Genomic DNA, 20,590 nt, shown 5'->3' on the forward strand with positions numbered 1-20,590 from the left:
GCGCGCCCGGCACCGACACCCGCGCGAATGTCGGCTCCAGGGCCTGCGGGGCGCGGGAACCCGTCACTAGGATCGACTCGTTGATCCGACATCCGAGCACAACGGGGCTTCCCGCCCCTGGACACCAATGGAGGACTCGTGGGAGTCAGCCTCAGCAAGGGCGGCAACGTATCGCTGACCAAGGAGGCGCCGGGCCTGACCGCGGTCATCATCGGTCTGGGGTGGGACGTCCGCACCACGACCGGTACCGACTTCGACCTGGACGCCAGCGCGCTGCTGCTGAACAGCTCCGGCAAGGTCGCGAGCGACGCGCACTTCATCTTCTTCAACAACCTCAAGAGCCCGGACGGCTCGGTGGAGCACACCGGTGACAACCTCACCGGTGAGGGCGAGGGCGACGACGAGCAGATCAAGGTCGACCTCGCCGGCGTCCCGGCCGACGTCGAGAAGATCGTCTTCCCGGTCTCGATCTACGACGCCGAGACCCGCCAGCAGTCCTTCGGCCAGGTCCGCAACGCGTTCATCCGCGTCGTCAACCAGGCCGGCGGCGCGGAGATCGCCCGGTACGACCTGAGCGAGGACGCCTCCACCGAGACCGCCATGGTCTTCGGTGAGCTCTACCGGCACGGCGCGGAGTGGAAGTTCCGCGCCATCGGCCAGGGCTACGCCTCCGGCCTGCGCGGCATCGCGCAGGACTTCGGCGTGAACGTCTGAGCCACCCGGCGGCCCCGGCACCGGGGCCCCGCATCCTCCCGTCCGGCGCCGCACGGTTTACGTGCGGCGCCGGACGTGCAGGACCACCTGGGACACATCCTTCGGGGAGGGACAGCATCATGGGCGTCACGCTTGCCAAGGGGGGCAACGTCTCCCTGTCCAAGGCCGCACCGAACCTCACACACGTGATGATCGGTCTCGGCTGGGACGCGCGCTCCACCACGGGAGCGCCTTTCGACCTCGACGCCAGCGCCCTGATGTGCAGCGGCGGTCGCGTGCTCGGGGACGAGTGGTTCGTCTTCTACAACCAGCTCAAGAGCCCGGACGGCTCGGTCGAGCACACCGGCGACAACCTCACCGGCGAGGGCGACGGCGACGACGAGTCGCTGCTCATCGACCTCGCCAAGGTGCCGCCGCAGTGCGACAAGATCGTCTTCCCGGTCTCCATCCACATGGCCGACGAGCGCGGCCAGGCCTTCGGCCAGGTCAGCAACGCCTTCATCCGCGTGGTGAACCAGGCCGACGGCCAGGAACTGGCCCGGTACGACCTGAGCGAGGACGCCTCCACCGAGACCGCCATGATCTTCGGCGAGGTGTACCGGTACCAGGGCGAGTGGAAGTTCAGGGCGGTCGGCCAGGGGTACGCGTCGGGTCTGCGCGGCATCGCGCTGGACTTCGGGGTCGACGTCTCCTGAGACGGGGACGGTCCGGGGCCTCGTGGAGGGACCGGAGGGGCCCACTAGACTGCGGCTTCAAAAGTTCGTAAAGCCGGGTACGGCGCGGGGGAGCCCCGTACACACACGATTGGGTAGCCAGTGGTTCTGAAAACCTTCGGGTGGTCGTTCGCGGTCACCGCGCTCGGCCTGGTCGCAGCGGTCTTCTACGGAGGGTGGACCGCTTTCGGCATCGTCGCGATCCTGTCCATCCTCGAGATCTCGCTGTCCTTCGACAACGCGGTGGTCAACGCCGGAATCCTGAAGAAGATGAATGCCTTCTGGCAGAAGATCTTCCTCACGATCGGCATCCTGATCGCCGTCTTCGGCATGCGGCTGGTCTTCCCCGTCGTGATCGTCGCGATCAGCGCCCAGCTGGGCCCGATCGAAGCGGTCGACCTCGCCCTCACCGACAAGGACCGCTACCAGGAGCTGGTGACCGACGCGCATCCGTCGATCGCCGCCTTCGGTGGCATGTTCCTGCTGATGATCTTCCTCGACTTCATCTTCGAGGACCGGGACATCAAGTGGCTCGGCTGGCTGGAGCGCCCGCTGTCCAAGCTCGGCAAGATCGACATGCTGTCGGTGTGCATCGCGCTGATCGTCCTGCTCGTCTCCTCGATCACCTTCGGCGCCCACGCCCACCAGCACGGCGGCACCCACGCCGACAAGGCGGAGACCGTCCTGCTGTCCGGTATCGCCGGCCTGATCACCTACATGATCGTCGGGGGTCTCTCCAGCTTCTTCGAGGACAAGCTCGAAGAGGAGGAGGAGCGCGAGCACGAGGCCGAGGAGCAGGCCGCCCGCGAGGGCAAGCCCAAGTCGGCGGTCAAGCTGGCCGGCAAGGCCGCGTTCTTCATGTTCCTCTACCTGGAGGTCCTGGACGCGTCCTTCTCCTTCGACGGCGTGATCGGCGCCTTCGCCATCACCAACGACATCGTCCTGATGGCGCTCGGCCTGGGCATCGGCGCCATGTACGTCCGTTCGCTGACGGTCTACCTGGTCCGCCAGGGCACCCTGGACGACTACGTCTACCTGGAGCACGGCGCGCACTACGCCATCGGCGCGCTCGCCATGATCCTGCTGGTCACCATCCAGTACGAGATCAACGAGATCATCACCGGCCTCATCGGCGTCGTCCTCATCGGTGCCTCCTTCTGGTCCTCCGTCCGCCGCAACAAGGCGCTCGCGGCGGCCGAGGGCAACACCGGATCCAGCGACAAGACCGAGGTCTCGTCCGGGGTGTGACACCCCTCCGGGTGAGGAACGCTCTCGACGGGGCGGCCACCGAGGCGACTCCTCGGCGGCCGCCCCGTCGGCCGTGAAAGGCCGCGGGCACGGCGGTGACCCGCGGTTTCCAAGTGCACCTGGGGGGCGGAATGGGCCTGTTCGACGGACTCCGGCGCGGCGAGGCGCAGTTCGACTCGGGCAACGCGGCAACCAACGCGATCGAGCTGACCAAGCGGCGCTCGCAGATATCACTCACCAAGCAGGACGCGGCCACCGGCCACCTGCGCGTCAACCTCAGCTGGCGGATGCGCACCTCCGACATCGGCGGCTCCCAGCGCGAGAGCCTGCTGCGCCACCCCTTCCGGGCGCTGAAACCGCCGGAGGTCGTCGGCCACAGCCAGTCCATGGTCAACGTCGACCTGGACCTCGGCTGCCTCTACGAGCTCCAGGACGGCAGCAAGGGCGTCGTGCAGCCCCTCGGCGGCTACTTCGGGGACGTCAACGCCCCGCCGTACGTGAAGCTCAGCGGCGACGACCGCTTCGGCTCGGGCTCCGGCGAGACGATGTACATCAACCTGGACCACCGCGAGCACATCAAGCGGCTGCTGGTGTTCGTCTACATCTACGACCAGACACCCGCGTTCGACCGCACCCACGCCAGCGTCACCCTCTACCCGAGCAGCGGTCCCCGCATCGAGATCCACCTCGACGAGCGTCAGCCGCAGGCCCGCTCCTGCGCCGTCGTCATGATCGAGAAGGTCAAGGACGAGATCGTCGTGCGGCGCGAGGCGAAGTTCGTCTACGGCTTCCAGGCCGAACTGGACCGGCTCTACGGCTGGGGGCTGCAGTGGGGGCGGGGCTACAAGACCAAGGTCGACCGCTGACCCCGCACGCCCCGCCGGCCGGCCGCGCCTCAGCGGCCGATGAACTGCGGTCCCTGCGGGGGCAGCGTGAAGTCAGGGTCGGGCCCGCCGGTGGGCGGGGGCGGGTAGCCGTACCCGGGCTGCCCGCCCGCGGCCCCGGCCTGCGGATAGCCGTAGACGGGCGGGCTGGTGGGCTGCGGGTAGCCGTAGGCCGGCTGGGTCACCGGAGGCTGCTGCGCCGGGTAGCCGTACCCGGACTGCGCGGGCACGCCGGCCGGCTGCTCCGGCGGCAGCGGACGGGACGTCTCGGGGGCGGACGCGGGCTGCCCGGCTGTGGTGGGGGCGGGGCCGGCCGTGGTCGGGGGCGTCGGGACGGAGGTGGTGGGTTCCTCGGCCGCCTCCGACTCGTCCACCGAGATGCCGAAGTCCGTCGCCAGGCCCTTCAGCCCGTTCGAGTAGCCCTCGCCCAGCGCCCGGAACTTCCAGCCCTCCCCGCGGCGGTACAGCTCGCCGCAGATCAGCGCCGTCTCCTCGCCCGTCTCCGGCTTCACGTCGAAGTACGCCAGTGCTTCCCCGCCCGGGCCCGCCGCGTCGTACAGCAGGATGCGCAGCGCCTGTACGCGGTCGAAGGTGACGCCGTCCGCCGAGGCGACGATCAGGATGCGGCCGACCTCGGACTCGACACCGTCCAGCTCCGCCTGGACCGTGTCGGTCAGCCCCTCGGCGACCCGCTTCTTGCCGAGCCGCCACACCCTGCCGGAGGGGTGGCGCGGCTGGTTGTAGAAGACGAAGTCCTCGTCGGAGCGCACACGGCCGCCGGGGCCGAGGAGCAGCGCGGAGGCGTCGACGTCCGGGACCCCCTGCCCCGGTGTCCAGCGCAGCACGGCGCGTACCGTGGTGGCTTCCAGCGGGACGTTCGACCCCTTCAGCATCGCGTGCGTCATGCGGTCATCCTGCCTTCTCGGTCCTGCTCACGACAACGCGGGGGCGCGGCGCCACGAGCGGCGCCCCCGGCGGTCGCGGACTACCGTCGAGTTGGCCGGGTCCGGCTGTGCTTGCCCGCGTTACCTGAAATTCATGCCTGACGGGAACCTGGGACATGGACTTCTACGTACTATTACCGGCCAGCTTTCGTCGATTCGCAGGTCGCGCAACCACCACGGGGGAGATCCATGCGTCACTTCGGACAGATCGCCCCTGAGGTGCGGCAGCGCCTCTTCCACCGGGAGCCGTGCACCTTCACGCCGGACTCCCCGGCCCGGCTGCTGTCGGCCGCCCTGGGCGCCACGCTGTACAGCCCCGCCACCCGGCCCCGCCTCGCCGACGACGTCCGCAAGCAGGCCGGCCGGGGCGTGGTCTCCATGGTGCTGTGCCTGGAGGACTCCATCGACGACGCCGAGGTCGGCCCCGGCGAGGAGAACCTGGTCCGCCAGCTCACGTCCCTCGCCGGCCTCCCGGACGCGGACCTGCCGCTGCTGTTCGTCCGGGTCCGCGCCGCGGAGCAGATACCCGACCTCGTCCGGCGCCTGGGCCCCGCCGTGCGGCTGCTGTCCGGTTTCGTCCTGCCGAAGTTCACCGCGGAGCGCGGCATCCCGTTCCTGGAGGCCCTCGCGGCCGCCGAGGCCGAAAGCGGCCGTCGGCTTTTCGCCATGCCCGTGCTGGAGTCGCCCGAGCTGCTCTACCGGGAGTCGCGCGTGGAGACCCTGGAGGGCGTCTTCCGGGCGGTCGACAAGTACCGCGACCGCGTCCTCGCCCTGCGCCTGGGCGTCACGGACTTCTGCTCCTCCTACGGGCTGCGCAGAGGCCCGGACATGACCGCCTACGACGTGCAGATCGTCGCCTCGGTGATCGCCGACGTGGTGAACATGCTGGGCCGGGCCGACGGGACCGGCTTCACCGTGACCGGGCCGGTGTGGGAGTACTTCCGGGTCCAGGAGCGCATGTTCAAGCCGCTGCTGCGGCAGAGCCCCTTCCTGGAGGTGCAGGCCGCCGAGCTGCGCGCGAAGCTGATCGAGCACGCCATGGACGGCCTCCTGCGGGAGATCTCCCTGGACCAGGCCAACGGACTGCTGGGCAAGACCTGCATCCACCCCTCCCACGTGCTGCCGGTGCACGCCCTGTCGGTCGTCAGCCACGAGGAGTTCTCGGACGCCCAGGACATCCTGCGCCCCGAGCGCGGCGGCGGCGGTGTGCTGAGATCGGCGTACACGAACAAGATGAACGAGGTGAAGCCGCACCGGGCCTGGGCCGAGCGGACCCTGCTGCGCGCCGAGGTCTTCGGCGTGGCCAACGAGGACATCGGCTTCGTGGAGCTGCTGGCGGCGGGCCTGCCGGAGTGACGGCGGCGTGCGCGGGGCCCCGCAGCGGCGGGACGGGCCCGGTGAGGTGCATCGGCGGACGCGACGCGGGGAATCCATGGAGAAGTCAGTGAACGAGGGGGAGCACCACGCGATGCGGGACGAGGCGCGCTCCGGCGCACCGGCCGGGGACGTCTGGACGGGCCGCTGGGTCGCCGAACGGCTCGGCGTCGAGCTGGCCGGCGACGAGCGGCTGACCGGCCTGCTGGGCATGGCCCTGCGCCGCAACCCCAAGCGGGCCCACCTGCTGGTGTCGAACGTGCTGGGCAAGCACGTCCCCCAGGCGCCGTCCGTGGTGTACGGGCACGGGGTGGCGCTCGGCCGCCGGGTGCGGGACCTGCTGGGCGAGGACGAGGCCCGGCGGGCCGTCGTCCTCGGCTACGCGGAGACCGCGACCGGTCTCGGCCACTCCGTCGCCGACGGCCTGGGCCTCGCCCCCTACCTGCACTCCACCCGCCGACCGGTGCCCGGCCTGGCCCCGGCCGGCGGCTTCGAGGAGTCCCACTCCCACGCGACCTCCCACCTGCTGCTGCCCGAGGACCCCGCGCTGCTCGCCGGGGACGGGCCCCTGGTCCTGGTGGACGACGAGTTCTCCACCGGCAACACGGTGCTGAACACCGTGCGCGATCTGCACACGCGGTATCCGCGGCCGAGGTACGTCGTGGTGGCGCTGGTGGACATGCGGTCCGCCGCCGATGCGGGGCGGCTGGAGGAGTTCGCCCGCGAGATCGGTGCGCGGGTGGATCTCGTGACCGCGGCCTCGGGGACGGTGCGGCTGCCCGAGGGGGTGCTGGAGAAGGGACAGGAGCTGGTGGTGCGGTACGAGGCGGCAGGCGCGTCGGCGGGCGCGGCGCCGTCGCGGCCGGCCGGGCGGAGCCCCGCGACCCCGGGCGGCGGCGAGGCCGGCACGCCCCTTTCCGGGGCACCGGGAACCGCGCGAACAGCCCCCGCCGGCCCGCCCGCGGACGGCGGCGGCACCGCCCCCCAGGCCACCCGCATCGACCTGCGCTGGCCCGCCGGCCTGCCGGACGGCGGGCGGCACGGCTTCACGCCCGCTCACCGCGCCCGGCTGGAGGCCGCCCTGCCCGCGATGGCGGCCAGGATCGCCGAGGCCCTGCCTGCCGCCGCCCGCCGCGTGCACATCCTCGGCTTCGAGGAGCTGATGTACGCCCCGCTGCGGCTCGCCGAGGCCCTGGAGCGGACGACGGACGCCGAGGTCCGCTACTCCACCACCACGCGCTCGCCCGTCCTGGCGGTGGACGACCCCGGCTACGCGATACGCACCCGCCTGGCCTTCCCCGCCCACGACGACCCGGCCGACGGCCCCGGCGAGCGCTACGCCTACAACGTCGCCGGCGCCGGCTTCGACGCCGTCGTCGCCGTCGTCGACTCCGCCGCGGACACCCCGCTGCTGCGCGCCCCCGGGGGACTGCTGGACCGCCTCGCCGGCACCGCCCCGCACGTCCTGCTCGCCGTCGTCCCCTCGTACGTCCCCGGCACCCCGCACGCGCCCGAAAGGCCCACCATGCTGCCCGCGCCCCTCCGTGGCCCCGCCTTCTCCTCGTACGCGCCCGAGGAGGTCGGCTGGCTGCTCCAGGACCTCTCGGACGTGACGCTGGAGGCGCCGACCGAGGAGCGCGAGGAGGCGATCCAGAGCGGCGGCGCCCACTACGCCGAGTCGCTGCCGGTGGAGTACCAGCCGAGCGAGCAGTACCAGGAGCTGTTCCACGCCGCGCTGAGCACCTCCGCGGCCCGCATCGCCCGGGCGGTCGGCGTCGTCACCGAGACGGTCCTCGCCGAGCGGTCCCCGCGTCCCGTCCTGGTCTCCCTGGCCCGGGCCGGCACGCCCGTCGGCATCCTCATGCGCCGCTGGGCCCAGCACCGGCACGGCCTGGACCTGCCGCACTACGCCGTGTCGATCGTGCGCGGCCGCGGCATCGACGCCAACGCCCTGCGCTGGCTCGCCGCCCACCACGACCCGCGGGACGTCGTCTTCGTCGACGGCTGGACCGGCAAGGGCGCCATCACCCGCGAACTCGCCCAGGCCCTGACGGAGTTCGAGAAGTCCGACGGCGTCACCGGCTTCAACCCCGAGATCGCCGTCCTGGCCGACCCGGGCTCCTGCGTGCGCACCTACGGCACCCGCGAGGACTTCCTCATCCCCTCCGCCTGCCTCAACTCCACCGTCTCCGGGCTGGTCTCGCGGACCGTGCTGCGCGCGGACCTGGTCGGCCCGCACGACTTCCACGGTGCCAAGTTCTACCGCGAACTCGCCGCCACGGACGTCTCCGTGGCGTTCCTGGACGCCGTCGCGGCCCGCTTCCCCGAGGTCGCGGACGCCGCCTGCGCCCAGGCCAAGGAGCTGCTCGCCGCCGACCGGACCCCCACCTGGGAGGGCTGGGCCGCCGTCGAACGCATCAGTGAGGAGTACGGCATCCACGACGTGAACCTGGTCAAGCCCGGCGTCGGCGAGACCACCCGGGTGATGCTGCGCCGCGTGCCCTGGAAGGTCCTGGCCCGGGCCGGGGCGGGCAGCGACCTCGACCACGTCCGCCTGCTCGCCGAGCAGCGCGGGGTGCCGGTGGAGGAGGTCGACGCGCTGCCCTACACCTGCGTCGGCCTGATCCACCCCCGGTTCACCCGGGGCGCCACCGGCGCCGACGGCAAGGCGGTGGCCCTGTGACACGCGTGATCGTCGCGAGCGACCTCGACCGGACGCTGATCTACTCCTCGGCGGCCCTGGCCCTGACCATGCCGGACGCCCGGGCGCCCCGGCTGCTGTGCGTGGAGGTGCACGAGAGCAGGCCGCTGTCGTACATGACGGAGACCGCGGCCGGGCTCCTGACCGACCTGGGCGACGCGGCCGTGTTCGTGCCGACGACGACCCGGACGCGCAAGCAGTACCAGCGCATCAACCTGCCCGGTCCGCAGCCCACGTACGCGATCTGCGCCAACGGCGGGCACCTGCTGGTGGACGGGGTGTCCGACCCCGACTGGCACGCGCAGGTGACCGCCCGGCTGGCCGACCGGTGCGCGCCGCTCGCCGAGGTGCAGGAGCACCTGCTCAGGGCGGCGGACCCGGTGTGGGTGCGCAAGCACCGCGTCGCCGACGACCTGTTCGCCTACCTCGTCGTCGAGCGGGAGCTGCTCGACGAGGACTGGGTGAAGGAACTCGCCGTGTGGGCGGAGAACCGCGGCTGGACCGTCTCGCTGCAGGGCCGCAAGATCTACGCCGTTCCGCAGCCGCTGACGAAGAGCGCGGCCATGCGGGAGGTCGCCCGCCGCACCGGGGCCGATCTCACGCTCGCCGCGGGGGACTCCCTGCTCGACACCGACCTGCTCCTCGCGGCGGACCGGGGCTGGCGGCCGGGGCACGGGGAGCTGGCCGACACCGACTTCACGGCTCCTTCGGTCAGGGCGCTCCCCGAGAGGGGCGTTCTGGCCGGGGAGCGGATCCTGAGGGAGTTTCTCGGGGCAGTACGGGACGCCTGAGCACGCGGGTGTCCTGGTCCTGCGGGTGCTGGCGTGGCTGCGCGGCGGCCTGCCGCGCAGTCCCCCGGGGTCCTTCGGGGGGCGTCTCCCTGGAGCGCCGCCGCAGCCGTACCGCGATGAACGCCACCAGCGCCAGGGCCGCCACGGCCAGGACCACCTTGGAGTAGGTGGAGACGATGTCGGACACGGTGTGCCAGTTCGCGCCGAGGAAGTAGCCCGCGAGCACGAACACCGTGTTCCAGATCGCGCTGCCCAGGGTGGTCAGCCCCAGGAACACCGGCAGGCGCATCCGCTCCACGCCCGCGGGCACGGAGATCAGGCTGCGGAAGATCGGGATCATCCGGCCGAAGAACACGGCCTTGGTGCCGTGCCTGAGGAACCACGCCTCGGTCTTCTCGATGTCCGAGACCTTCACCAGCGGCAGCCGGCCCGCGATCGCCACCGTGCGGTCGCGGCCGAGCAGCGCGCCGACCCCGTACAGCGCCAGGGCACCGATCACCGAGCCGGCGGTCGTCCACAGCAGCACGGCGAGCAGGCTCATCCGCCCGCTGCTCGCGGCGAAGCCGGCCAGCGGCAGGATCACCTCGCTGGGCAGGGGCGGGAACAGGTTCTCCAGGGCGATGGCGAGGCCGGCACCCGGTGCGCCCATCGTGTCCATGAGGTCGTTGACCCACTGCGGTCCGGCGTCCGCGGCGTTGGCTGTCATGCCGCCACCGTAGGAAACCGGACCTGAAGAAGAGCTGAGGAAGACCCCGGAGGCGGGAGGAGCCCGGGGGGCGGGGTCAGCCGCAGCAGCCGCCGCCGCAGCAGCCCCCGCCGCCCGCCCGGGGCGCCGGGGCCGGGGCGGAGGCCGAACCGGCCACCGCGACGGTCGACAGCAGCTTCACCGTGTCGTCGTGACCCGCGGGGCAGGCCGCGGGGGCGGCGGACTCGGCCATGGGGCGGCTCAGTTCGAAGGTGTCGCCGCAGGTCCGGCAGCGGTACTCGTAGCGAGGCATGGGGACAGATTAGTGCGAGGCGACGGAAATACCACTCGCTGGGATCACATGTGACTGTTCTTGCCCCAACCGCTATGGAGAAGCTGTAAAGGCCACTGGTAGCTTTCCATCGTCGCGAGAAGCCACACGGGCCGGGGGGTTGTGGAGCGCGCCGCGGTCGACAGCGGCGAGCGGGCTCTCGCGCGAGCACCACCGTAAGCGGGGGAGGGGAGACACAGCCGTGACCGAGGCTGGGCGGGAACCGGACGAGACCATGCAATTGAAGGCTCCCGCCTTCCCGCATGCGGACAAATCCGATCAAACCATGCAGCTGCGTGCGGAGGACGTGGTCGCGGCCACCAACGCGGCCACCAACGCGGCCGCCGCGGCTTCGGAGGCGGCCGACGCTTCCGACGCGGCCGCCGACCCCGCCGCCGGCCGCGGATCCGGCCGGTCCCGCCGCCGGCGCAAGACCGCCCGGACCTTCGAGCCCGCCGCGTACCTCGCCCCGCTGGCCCCCTACGCGGCGCGCCTCGCCCCCTACGCCCGCCGGCTGCGGCCCGTCTACCCCCGTCCCGGCCGCACGGGCTGGCGCCGCTGGGCGCCCTCCTGGCGGCAGTGGCTCGGGGCCGCGCTGACGCTCACCGGGCTGTCCGTCGTGTTCCTCGGCGTCGCCTACGCCGCCACCGACGTCCCGGACAACCTCAACTCGTACGCCACCCAGCAGGACAACGTCTACTACTGGTCCGACGGCACGCCCATGGCCCGCACCGGCTGGGTGCAGCGCCAGGAGATGCCCCTGAAGGACATCCCCGTGGACGTCCGCGACGCGGTCCTGGCGGCCGAGAACGCCAGCTTCTACAGCGACCCCGGCATCTCCTTCAGCGGCCTCACCCGGGCCGTGTGGCGCACCGTGGGCCAGGGGGAGACCCAGGGCGGCTCCACCATCACCCAGCAGTACGTCAAGAACGTGTACCTCAACCAGGACCGCTCGGTGAGCCGCAAGTTCACCGAGGCCATGCTCGCCCTCAAGCTCGACAACGAGATGGACAAGGACGAGATCCTCGAGGGCTACCTCAACACCAGCTGGTTCGGCCGCGGCACCTACGGCATACAGCGCGCCGCCCAGGCCTACTACGGCAAGGACGTCCGCGAACTCGACGTCAGCGAGGCCGCCTTCCTCGCCTCGCTCCTCAAGGGCGCCGGGCTCTACGACCCCGCCCTGGGCGGGGCCAACCACGCCCGGGCCGTGGAGCGCTGGTCCTGGATACTCGACCGCATGGTCGACGTCGGAACGCTGTCGGAGTCGGAGCGGGCCAAGTACAGGAAGTTCCCCGAGCCGCTGAAGCACGCGCCGGGCTACGACACCGGCAAGCAGAGCGACTACCTCGTCGAACTGGCCACCCAGTACGCCAAGAAGGCCGCGCGCATCTCCGACAAGGAGTTCGACCTCGGCGGCTTCCAGATCTACACGACCTTCGACCGCAAGCAGGAGACCGCGCTCACCGAGGCCGTGACCGAGGCCCGCAAGCAGGCCCGCAAGGACGACCCGGCCAAGGCGAAGACCGTGCACTTCGGCGCCGCCTCGGTGGCCACCGATGGGCGCATACTCGCCCTCCACGGCGGCCCCGACCACCGCAAGCAGGGCTACAACGAGTCCAACGCGACCACCGTCCCGGCCGGTTCGGCCTTCCAGCCGTTCGTCTACGCCGCCGCCCTGGAGCACGGCGTGCAGAAGACCCGGGACGGCGCCCGCACCCCGGTCACCCCGCAGACCCTCTACAACGGGGACGACGGGGTCCCCGTGACGACACCCGAGGGGCCCTACTGGGACCGCAGCGGCAAGAAGGTCGCCGCCCGCAACGACGGCAAGAAGTCCTACGGGCAGATCAGCCTGGCGCGGGCGCTCGCCCTGTCGGTGAACACGCCGTTCATGCAGCTCGGCATGGACGCCGGCCTGGACAAGGTGCGCAAGACCGCCGAGTCCGCGGGCCTGCTCTCCTCCAGCTTCGGCCCGAACGTGCCGGCGATGTCCCTGGGCAGCGCCACGCCCAGCGCGATCCGCATGGCGAGCGGGTACGCCACCTTCGCGGCCGGGGGCACCCACGTCGAGCCGTACTCGGTGGACCGGATCACCCGCAACGGCTCCAAGGTCGCGCTGACCGAGCCGGCGTCCCGCCGCGCGGTGAAGGCGTCCACGGCCGAGGCGGTCCAGTCCGCCCTGACGGACGCCTTCCGCACCGCGCACCCCGGGGCGGGCGCGCCCGCAGGGGTGTCCGGCAAGGCCGGAACCGTACAGAACGACACCGCGTCCTGGTATGTCGGCACGGTCCGGTCCGTGTCGACGGCCGTCGTCACCTACCGCATCGACCTCACCAAGAGTCTGGAACCGCTGCCGCTGAAGGGGATCGCGGGAACCCCCGCCGACAGCGTTCCGTACACGATCTGGTCCAGAGCCCGGGGCGTCGGCTGACCCCGGCGCCCGGCGCCACCCAGACCTTCCCACTCCTCGCAGAATGAGCCGCGTATGAAGTCACCCTCCGGTCGCCGCCGCGCACCCCGCGCACCCAGCGCGTCCCGCCGCGCCCTGGGCGCCATATCCCCGCGCGTACTGACCCTGGCTGCGCTCGTCGTCGTCGCGTCCCTGGTCGCGGGCTACCTGGTGCTGACGCGACAGGAGAAGACCGCTCCGACCGCCTCCTCCGGGGCGGCCCGCAAGAACACCTCCGAGAAGAACGACCACCAGCCGCAGTGGGACGGCAAGACCAAGGTCCTCGGGGACGGCTCCACCTCCTACACCGGCCCGCCGAAGAAGCAGCTGAAGCCGGTCCCCCTCAAGCCGGGCGAGAAGCCGCCCCAGTTCGTCGTCTTCTCGTGGGACGGCGCCCTCCAGGGCGACGACGGGCTGTTCGCGCACTACCGGGAGCTGTCCCGGCAGTACGACGCCCACATGACCTTCTTCCTCACGGGCATCTACCTGGTCCCCAAGAGCAAGAAGGACCTCTACTCCCCTCCGCAGCACGACAAGGGATCGGCGGCGATCAGCTTCCCCACGGACGAGCACATCCGCACCACGCTGGTGGAGCTCGGCAAGGCGTGGAAGGACGGCCACGAGATCGGCACCCACTTCAACGGCCACTTCTGCGGCGAGAAGGGCGGCGGCGACTGGAGCGTCGAGGAGTGGAAGAGCGAGATCGACCAGTTCTACTCGTTCGTCGAGAAGTGGAAGACCAACACCGGCTTCACGGACCTCGCCCCGCTGCCCTTCGACCCCCGGAAGGAGATCGCCGGGGGCCGCGCGCCCTGCCTGGAGGGCCAGGCCAACCTGCTGAAGGCGGCGGACAAGTACGGCTGGCGCTACGACGCCAGCTCCGCGGGCGACTTCCAGATATGGCCCCGCAAGAAGGACGGCATCTGGGACTTCCCGCTGCAGATGCTGCCCTACGAGGGCGGCGACTACCAGGGCCTGTCCATGGACTTCAACTTCCTGTACAACCAGTCCGACGGTGAGACCGAGGGCGACCCGGCGAAGTACCCCGAGTGGGAGCAGCAGACGGTCAACTCCTATATGTCCGGCTTCAATCGGGTGTACTACGGCAGCCGTGCCCCGCTGTTCATCGGAAACCACTTCGAGAACTGGAACGGCGGCATATACATGAGAGCCGTCGACCAGGTCGTCAAGACGGTGTGCACCAAGAAGGACGTCAGGTGCGTGTCCTTCCGGGAGCTGGCCGACTGGCTGGACGCGCAGAAGCCCGAGACCCTTCAGCGGCTGCGCTCCCTCGACCCGGCGCAGTCGCCCGACTGGTCGAAGGTCGTGAAGTGACGGACCCCACAGCCCCGGCACACCCTGGCCGGGCCAGAGAGGAACATCAGTGAGATCGAGAAGACTGACCGGCACCCGACGCCGCGTCACGATAGTCGGGGCCGCGGCGACCTCGGTGGTCGCCGGGGTCGCCCTGCTGCCCAACTGGAGCGCCGGCGCGGCGGTCACCGACGACCCGACGGTCGACGCGCGGACCAAGGCCACGTTCCAGCGGCTGGCGGACGCCGTCTTCACCGACCGTACCAACGCCCTGCTCGACGCCGGCCGGGGCGGTCAGGACGCGCCGCTGACCGACCGCTTCTCCGGTGACGTCGCCCTGTCCTCGGGCACGGCCCGCACCGAGGACGCCACGCTGTCGCGGCTGGAGCAGCGCAAGGAGAGGCTGGCCAAGGCCGGCGAGAAGTACAGCAAGGCCGGCACCACCGTCACCCTGAACGCCACGCGGGTGACCGGCCGTACGGCCAAGGCGGCGGTCACCGAGACCACGACCCTGACCTACGCCGGGGCCCGGGGCGACGCCCCCCGCACCACCGGCTTCCAGGCCAAGCACGAGCTGACCTTCAAGGCCGACCGGCAGGGCAACTGGCGGCTGACCGCCATCCGCGACAGCGACGAGGGCGGCCTCGCGGTGAACACGCTGTCCAAGCCGGCCTCCGTCAAGGTGGCCATGTCCGGCACCACCACGCCGAGCGCGCCCCGGGCGGCGACCACCCGCTACCCGGTCCAGGTGCCCAAGACCGCCACGACGTACGACTACAAGGCCATGGCGGCCTACGCCGAGAAGCACTGGAACGCCTACAACAAGGACTACCCGGACTTCAACGGCCAGGGTGCCGGCGGCGACTGCACCAACTTCGTCAGCCAGGCCCTGAAGGCGGGCGGCTGGAAGCACGTCCCCGGCTACGTGTACGACTACACGCGGTGGTTCGGCAACGCCGACATCCAGTCGCACTCGTTCATCGGCGTCAACGAGTGGTCCTGGTTCGCGCAGAACTCCAAGCGGACCACGCCGCTGTCCAACGTCTACCAGCTCGAGGTCGGCGACGTCCTCCAGGTGGACTTCGACCGGGACGGCTCCAAGGACCACACCATGATCGTCACGTACAAGAGCCGCGGCGTGCCGTACGTGACCTACCACTCCAACAACACGCTGCGCAGGTCGGTGGCGAGCCTCGTGGCCTCGTACCCGACCGCGTACTACTACGCCTACCGCACCTGATCCCGGGCGGGGGCCGGGCTCAGTGCCCGGCCCCGCGCTCTTCCCGGATCCGGGAGACCACGCCGGCCACCGACTGCCGCACCGCCTCCGTCTCCATGAGGAAGTGCCAGTAGTCGGGGTGCCGGCCCTCCAGGCCGGCGACGGCGCGCTCCAGGCGTGCGACGGCGTCGTCCAGGGGACGGGCGTGGCGCGGGTCCGGGGTGTTGCGGCCGGCCATGGCCAGCCGCTGGGCGTCGCGGATCGCGAAGCGCGTGCGGTCGACCTCCTGCTGGGGGTCCTTCTGCACGGCGTTCAGACGGCACAGGCGGTCACCGGCGGCCGAGACCGCCTCGTCGGTGGTGTTCAGCAGGGCCCGCACGGTCGACAGCAGGGCCGTGGCATCGGCCCAGCGCTGCTCGTCGCGGGCCGCGCGGGCCTCCTCCAGCTTCGTCTCGGCCCGGCGGACGTTGCCCGCGGCGACGTCGGGGACCTGCTGAAGGTCCTGCCAGCAGGCCGCGGTGAAGCGGCGGCGCAGTTCGCTCAGGGTCGGCTCGACCTGCTCGGAGCGGGTGGTGAGGGCCTGGGCGCGGGTGCGCAGGGAGACCAGGCGGTGGTCGATCTCGGCGGCGCGCTCCGGTAGCCGCCCGGCCTCCACCCGGACCGCCTCCGCCTCGCGCGTGACCCGCTCGGCCCGCTGGAGGGTCTGCGGCACGCCGTGCTGCCCGGCGCCCTGGTTGAGCTTGGTCAGCTCCGGCGAGAGGGCCGCCAGACGTGCGGCGAGATCGTCCGCCTTCAGGCCCGAGGCACGGACGGCGTCCAGCGCGTCGGAGGCGGCGCGCAGGGCCTGCCGGGCCCGTTCGACCGCGGGGGCGAGACGGGCCAGCTGGGTCTCGGCCTTGCCGAGCAGCGGGCCGAGCCCTTCGGTGAACCGGTCCAGGTCGCGCTTGACGCGGTCCAGCTCGTCCTTCGCGGCGGCCAGTTCGGTCCGGGCGCGGGAGGCGGCGGAGGCCTCCAGGTCGTCGCGGTCGAGGTCGTGGGCGTCGACGGCGGAGATGTACTGGTGGCTGGCCTCGTCGATGCGCCGCCCCAGGGCGTCGAAGCCCTCCACGGCGCGCCGGGCGGCGGGGGAGTCGTCGACCGCCGTGATCGTCTCGATGGAGATGCGCAGATCGCGCTGGGCGGTGTCGAGCTCGTAGAAGGCCGCGGCGGCGGCGTCCTTGGCAGCCTGCGCCTCGGCGCGCTGGTTCTCGGCGCGGCCGCCGAACCAGCGCCGGGTGCCGCCGCCGGCGACGGCCGCGGGCAGTGCGAGGGCGACCAGCACCGGCAGCGCCGCCAGCGCGAGCGTGTCGCGCAGCGGCCCCGGGACGCGGCGCGGGCGGCGGCGCGGACGATGTGCGCGCGGCACCGACGGCGAGTACGGCTGTGCTGGTGTCGCCGTCACATCCCTCTCCCGTGCTGTGGTCCACCCTGCCCGGTGTCATTCTCCCACCGGTGAAGGACGAACACACGGGCCGGTCAGTTCGCCGTTCGCACGGTGATTCTGCCGTCACCGGTCTCGGCGGACACCAGGTGCCGGCTGTTCTCGTCGCGCGGGACCGACACGTCGACGCCCCCGTCGCCGGTCCGGGTGGTCACCCGGTAGGCCGCCCGGGGCACCGAGACGGTGACGGAGCCGTCGCCGCTGCGGCTCTCCACCCGGTCGGGCACGACCCCGAGTTCGAGGCGGACGGAGCCGTCGCCGGTGCGGGTGCGCACGTCCCGGGAGGAGACCTCGGCCCGGATGGAGCCGTCGCCGGTGCGCATCCGCAGCGGGCCGCTCACCCCCGAGACGCGGATCGAGCCGTCCCCGGTGCGCAGCTCGGTGGGGCCGGTGGTGTCGGTGACGCGGACGGAGCCGTCGCCGGTGCGGATGTCGAGCCGGTCGCGGAAGCCCCGGGCGCGGACGCCGCCGTCGCCGTCCTCGACCTTCACGGTGATGCCGCGGGGCACCTCGATGCGGTGCCTGGCGGAGCAGTCGGCGACGACGCCGGAGCACTTGAGCCTGAGGACGAGCCGGTCGTCGCGCATGGACCAGGTGACCTCGGGGTCCCCGCCGACCACGACCGACCCCTGGAACCAGCGGGTGACCTGGATCCGGCCGGCGGGGTGCCGCTCGGCGGCGACGATCTCCAGCGCGGAGTCGTCCGAGTCGACGGTGAGCGTGCGGCCCCGCAGGTCGAAGGACTTGTGGTCGGGGTCCTCGTCGTCCCCGGCGGAGGCCCCGCAGGCGCTGAGCCCGGCGACGAGGACCGCGACGGCACCCGTGAGGGCGGCCGCGCGGACGCCGGTGGTGCGGGTCGTGCGGGCGGTGCGGGTCGTGCGGGTCGTGCGGGCGGTGCGGGCCATGGCGGTCTCCCCCTGGACGGAACGGCGGGCGCTCTCGGGCGCTGTCACGACCGTAGGGAACGGGGGCCGCCGGGAGGATCCGGGCCGCTCCCGGATCGGCGGTGGGGTTAACCCCCCGGCACGGCCCGGATACGGGTTTGCGGCACCGCGCCCCGGGCAGGGTAGGCTGTCCACTCGTCCCGGGCGCGTCCCGGGATCCGGGTGCGTAGCTCAGGGGTAGAGCGCCTGCCTTACAAGCAGGATGTCGGCGGTTCGAAACCGTCCGCGCCCACCGCGGATCGGCAGGCCCCCGGGGTTCCCCCGGGGGCCTGTTCCGTTGCGCACGCCGCGTCAGTAGTTGGCGTTGGCCAGGATCTCGCCGTTCTCGTCGTACACGGTCACCAGGCCGTTGTCGGACTCGTAGCAGGACGTGAACGCGGAGGCGATGAGCTTGCCCTCGCCCTGGTGCGGGCCGGTCAGACCACCCTGGAAGTCGGTGTAGACCTCGGCCGCGTCGAGGATGTCGTTGCGCTTGTCCGCGCCGGTCACCTTGGTGACGTGCTCGACGGCGGCCTTCTCCGTCTTCGTGCCGTCCTCGGCGACGCAGGCGCGGAACTGCTCGGCCTGGCTCTTCTCGGCGGCCGGGCGGTCCTTCTCGCGCTTGCTGTCGGCGGTGACGGCCTTGTCCTTGTTCGAGCCGTCGCCGCTGTCGTCCCCGCCCCCGCCCGTGGCGACGGCGGCGACGGCGAAGAGGGCGATGACGCCCACGCAGCCGAGCCCCGCGATCCTGCCGATGCCGCGCTTCTTCGGCGGCTGCGGTTCCGGGGCGCCGGACCCGGGCTGCTGCGGCGGGTAGGGCTGGGCGGGTTGCTGCGGGTGCTGCTGGCTCATGGGTACCCCTCGGGATCAATCGTGTCGTGCGGGGGTACGACGTCCCGCGGCGCGCGAGCGGTTGTAGAAGGTTGAAGGAGTTCACCCGATGGGGTCGGGGGCTCGCACGCATGCCCGCCGGCCGCACGCCAGTCCACCGGGGTGCCGCCGCAGCACATGGCCGGGACCGAGCGCGCCGAGGGCCGCTACGGCCCGCCAAGGACACGGCCGAGGCCGTCGCCACCTCCCGGAAGGCGGAGATCGCCGAGATGAAGCGGCTGCCGGCGGACGGCGGGCGCCGACCCCGGCGCGTCACGGGGCTCCGTCGGTCTCCGCCGGCGGAGCCCCGTGCGCGTGCTTCAGGTCGGACCGGGCCGCCACCCGGTCCGGCCCGGTCAGCTCGGACCAGTAGCGGTGGGTGCTGACGAACACCGCCAGCTCGTGCTCGCGGCGGCGCAGCTTCTCCACCTCGGCCTGTTCGTCGGCGGTCCAGCCGGGGGAGGCGGGGCGTTCCACCTTGCGCCAGCCGTTGTCGTCGCTGAAGCCGTCCAGCGGCTCCACGGACCAGGGCAGCCGCTTGAGCAGGGCCGACAACTCGGCCCGGACCTGATGGAGTTCCTCCTGACCGGCGAGGAGGTCACTCGGAAAGTCATAGGTCGTAGCCACGCCACAATGATACGCCTGTTCGAATTGAGCGGGCGAGTTCGTTCCCGTGGTTCATGCGAACGGGTGGACGAGGCTCAGCTCGCGCACCACCCGCGCGGCCACCGGCGCCGCCACCCCGTGCCGCTCCGCCGCACGCAGCAACGCACCGCCGACCGCGTCCAGTTCCAGCGGCCGGCCCGCCTCGGCGTCGCGCTGCATCGACGACCTGGTCGCGGCGGGGAAGGCGTCGTAGCGGGCGAGGGCCTGCGCCGGGTCCGCGGGGCCGCCGCAGGCGCGGCTGATCGCGGCCGTCTCCGCGACCAGGGCCGTCAGCTCGTCCCGGTGACGGTCGCGGATCTCGCCCAGGGGAAGGCCGTAGCGGGTGGTCAGCAGCGCGAGGGGCGCCAGGAACGACATCTTCGCCCACAGGGCGGCCGTCTCGTCCTCCAGGACCCGCACGGCGGGGCCGGCGGCGCCGAGGGCCGCGGCGAGGGCGTCCAGGCGCGGGCGGGGCACCCGCGCCCCGGTCAGGTCGATCTCCGTGAAGGGGCTGGTGTGGTCGACGACGCCGGGTGCGAGACGGGTGGACTCGACGCGGATGACGGCCGGAGCGACCCGGTCGGGCCGGTAGCGGGCACGCAGGGCCGCCGGGTGCTCGACGCCGTTGAGGAACGGCACGAGCAGCCCGTCGGCCAGGACGGGTGCGGGGACCCGGGCCAGGGCCGCGTCGAGGGCGGTGTGCTTGACGGTGACCAGGCACGCGTCGACCGGTTCGCGCAGGGCGGTGTCCGCCTCGACCCGGGCCGTGAAGTCGCCGAAGCGGGCGCTGCGGACCCGGACCCCGTCGGCGCGCAGGGCCTCGGCCGTCCGCGCGCCGGACAGGCAGACCACGCGGTGGCCGGCGCGGGAGAGCAGGGCGGCGAGCAGTCCGCCCACGCCGCCGGGGCCCAGGACGGCCACGGTGAGTTCGTTCGCCATGAGGGTTCCTCTCGTCGGTCGGCCCCGTACGTGGTGGCCGCCTCGGGAGGATCATGGCAGCCGGCGCTGTCCCCCGGGGGCCGGAAGGGCGAGACTGGGGGGCATGTGCCGGAGTATCAAGACGCTTCGTCCGCCCGCCCTGCCCGAAGAGGCCACGGAGGCGGACATGCGCGCAGCAGCGTTGCAGTACGTGCGGAAGGTCTCGGGCTTCCGTGCTCCCGCCGCCCACAACCAGGAGGTGTTCGACCGCGCGGTCGAGGCCGTCGCGCAGGCCACGGCCGAGCTGCTCGACGGCCTGGAGGTCCGGGGAGCCGCGGCCCGCCGGGCGGGCTAGAGCCGCCGCCCCGGGCCCGGACGGGTGCC

19 protein-coding genes and 1 tRNA gene are annotated in these 20,590 nt (G+C 72.2%); 12 read left to right on the forward strand and 8 right to left on the reverse strand.

Annotated features, from left to right (window positions below; all coding sequences use genetic code 11):
• Window positions 1-138 precede the first annotated feature (138 nt).
• From ACFYWG_RS14035 to ACFYWG_RS14050, 4 genes are all read left to right on the forward strand, one after another.
• The gene (locus ACFYWG_RS14035) at window positions 139-714 is read left to right on the forward strand and encodes a calcium homeostasis/redox stress adaptation protein (RefSeq protein ID WP_094058092.1); all 576 of its coding nucleotides are present in this window, start codon (window positions 139-141) and stop codon (window positions 712-714) included.
• Between the two features lie 119 nt (window positions 715-833).
• Window positions 834-1,409, forward strand: coding sequence for a TerD family protein (locus ACFYWG_RS14040; RefSeq protein ID WP_376323303.1), 576 nt, complete (start codon window positions 834-836; stop codon window positions 1,407-1,409).
• A gap of 120 nt (window positions 1,410-1,529) precedes the next feature.
• Window positions 1,530-2,675 (forward strand): DUF475 domain-containing protein, encoded by a 1,146-nt coding sequence (locus ACFYWG_RS14045; protein ID WP_383503429.1) that lies wholly within the window; start codon window positions 1,530-1,532, stop codon window positions 2,673-2,675.
• 131 nt (window positions 2,676-2,806) lie between these two features.
• Window positions 2,807-3,541, forward strand: coding sequence for a Tellurium resistance (locus ACFYWG_RS14050; RefSeq protein WP_385413178.1), 735 nt, complete (start codon window positions 2,807-2,809; stop codon window positions 3,539-3,541).
• A 29-nt stretch (window positions 3,542-3,570) separates the two neighbouring features.
• Here the strand turns inward: ACFYWG_RS14050 and ACFYWG_RS14055 are convergent, their stop codons facing one another.
• A complete protein-coding gene (locus tag ACFYWG_RS14055; protein ID WP_385413175.1) occupies window positions 3,571-4,464 on the reverse strand; it encodes a TerD family protein in 894 nt (297 codons plus the stop codon).
• A 228-nt stretch (window positions 4,465-4,692) separates the two neighbouring features.
• Between ACFYWG_RS14055 and ACFYWG_RS14060 the strand changes: the two genes are divergently transcribed.
• The 3 genes from ACFYWG_RS14060 to ACFYWG_RS14070 all read left to right on the forward strand — a co-directional run bounded on the left by ACFYWG_RS14060 (window position 4,693) and on the right by ACFYWG_RS14070 (window position 9,369).
• Entirely contained in the window at window positions 4,693-5,859 is a 1,167-nt protein-coding gene (locus ACFYWG_RS14060) for an HpcH/HpaI aldolase/citrate lyase family protein (RefSeq protein ID WP_383503435.1), read from the forward strand.
• A gap of 112 nt (window positions 5,860-5,971) precedes the next feature.
• On the forward strand, window positions 5,972-8,560 hold the full coding sequence (locus ACFYWG_RS14065; RefSeq protein ID WP_389201818.1) for a phosphoribosyltransferase domain-containing protein: 2,589 nt from the start codon (window positions 5,972-5,974) through the stop codon (window positions 8,558-8,560).
• A complete protein-coding gene (locus ACFYWG_RS14070; RefSeq protein WP_376323313.1) occupies window positions 8,557-9,369 on the forward strand; it encodes an HAD family hydrolase in 813 nt (270 codons plus the stop codon). Before ACFYWG_RS14065 ends, ACFYWG_RS14070 begins: the two co-directional genes overlap by 4 nt.
• Here the strand turns inward: ACFYWG_RS14070 and ACFYWG_RS14075 are convergent.
• Together ACFYWG_RS14075 and ACFYWG_RS14080 are read right to left on the reverse strand one after the other, a co-directional pair.
• Window positions 9,290-10,075: a DedA family protein gene (locus ACFYWG_RS14075; RefSeq protein WP_389201377.1), complete on the reverse strand. Its 786-nt coding sequence runs from the start codon at window positions 10,073-10,075 to the stop codon at window positions 9,290-9,292. The two genes, ACFYWG_RS14070 and ACFYWG_RS14075, sit on opposite strands and share 80 nt — an antisense overlap.
• 76 nt (window positions 10,076-10,151) lie before the next feature.
• Window positions 10,152-10,367, reverse strand: a complete 216-nt coding sequence (locus tag ACFYWG_RS14080) for a zinc ribbon domain-containing protein (RefSeq protein WP_389201379.1) — start codon at window positions 10,365-10,367, stop codon at window positions 10,152-10,154.
• A 304-nt stretch (window positions 10,368-10,671) separates the two neighbouring features.
• Between ACFYWG_RS14080 and ACFYWG_RS14085 the strand changes: the two genes are divergently transcribed.
• The 3 genes from ACFYWG_RS14085 to ACFYWG_RS14095 are packed head-to-tail and all read left to right on the forward strand — an operon-like array spanning window position 10,672 to window position 15,391.
• Entirely contained in the window at window positions 10,672-12,819 is a 2,148-nt protein-coding gene (locus ACFYWG_RS14085) for a transglycosylase domain-containing protein (protein WP_389201381.1), read from the forward strand.
• Between the two features lie 54 nt (window positions 12,820-12,873).
• Window positions 12,874-14,172 (forward strand): hypothetical protein, encoded by a 1,299-nt coding sequence (locus tag ACFYWG_RS14090; protein ID WP_383503443.1) that lies wholly within the window; start codon window positions 12,874-12,876, stop codon window positions 14,170-14,172.
• A 49-nt stretch (window positions 14,173-14,221) separates the two neighbouring features.
• Window positions 14,222-15,391 carry an amidase domain-containing protein gene (locus ACFYWG_RS14095; RefSeq protein ID WP_383503445.1) on the forward strand — a complete coding sequence of 390 codons (1,170 nt, stop codon included), beginning with the start codon at window positions 14,222-14,224 and terminating at the stop codon, window positions 15,389-15,391.
• A 19-nt stretch (window positions 15,392-15,410) separates the two neighbouring features.
• On the opposite strand, the gene ACFYWG_RS14100 is transcribed toward ACFYWG_RS14095, so the two are convergent.
• Window positions 15,411-16,811 carry a hypothetical protein gene (locus ACFYWG_RS14100; RefSeq protein WP_389201384.1) on the reverse strand — a complete coding sequence of 467 codons (1,401 nt, stop codon included), beginning with the start codon at window positions 16,809-16,811 and terminating at the stop codon, window positions 15,411-15,413.
• 74 nt (window positions 16,812-16,885) lie between these two features.
• Window positions 16,886-17,755 carry a DUF4097 family beta strand repeat-containing protein gene (locus ACFYWG_RS14105; RefSeq protein ID WP_385413481.1) on the reverse strand — a complete coding sequence of 290 codons (870 nt, stop codon included), beginning with the start codon at window positions 17,753-17,755 and terminating at the stop codon, window positions 16,886-16,888.
• 199 nt (window positions 17,756-17,954) lie between these two features.
• On the opposite strand from ACFYWG_RS14105, the gene ACFYWG_RS14110 reads away from it, so the two are divergent.
• Window positions 17,955-18,026, forward strand: a tRNA-Val gene (locus ACFYWG_RS14110).
• Window positions 18,027-18,085: 59 nt separating this feature from the next.
• Here ACFYWG_RS14110 and ACFYWG_RS14115 read toward each other — a convergent pair.
• The 3 genes from ACFYWG_RS14115 to ACFYWG_RS14125 all read right to left on the reverse strand — a co-directional run bounded on the left by ACFYWG_RS14115 (window position 18,086) and on the right by ACFYWG_RS14125 (window position 20,227).
• Window positions 18,086-18,625, reverse strand: coding sequence for a hypothetical protein (locus ACFYWG_RS14115; RefSeq protein WP_383503449.1), 540 nt, complete (start codon window positions 18,623-18,625; stop codon window positions 18,086-18,088).
• 291 nt (window positions 18,626-18,916) lie between these two features.
• Entirely contained in the window at window positions 18,917-19,270 is a 354-nt protein-coding gene (locus ACFYWG_RS14120) for a hypothetical protein (protein ID WP_385413163.1), read from the reverse strand.
• Window positions 19,271-19,321: 51 nt separating this feature from the next.
• Window positions 19,322-20,227 (reverse strand): ketopantoate reductase family protein, encoded by a 906-nt coding sequence (locus tag ACFYWG_RS14125; RefSeq protein ID WP_389201387.1) that lies wholly within the window; start codon window positions 20,225-20,227, stop codon window positions 19,322-19,324.
• A gap of 103 nt (window positions 20,228-20,330) precedes the next feature.
• Between ACFYWG_RS14125 and ACFYWG_RS14130 the strand changes: the two genes are divergently transcribed.
• A complete protein-coding gene (locus ACFYWG_RS14130) occupies window positions 20,331-20,561 on the forward strand; it encodes a DUF2277 domain-containing protein (protein ID WP_376323328.1) in 231 nt (76 codons plus the stop codon).
• The last annotated feature ends 29 nt before the right edge of the window (window positions 20,562-20,590 follow it).

This window comes from Streptomyces sp. NPDC003456 (assembly GCF_042878735.1).
Classification (GTDB): Bacteria; Actinomycetota; Actinomycetes; order Streptomycetales; family Streptomycetaceae; genus Streptomyces.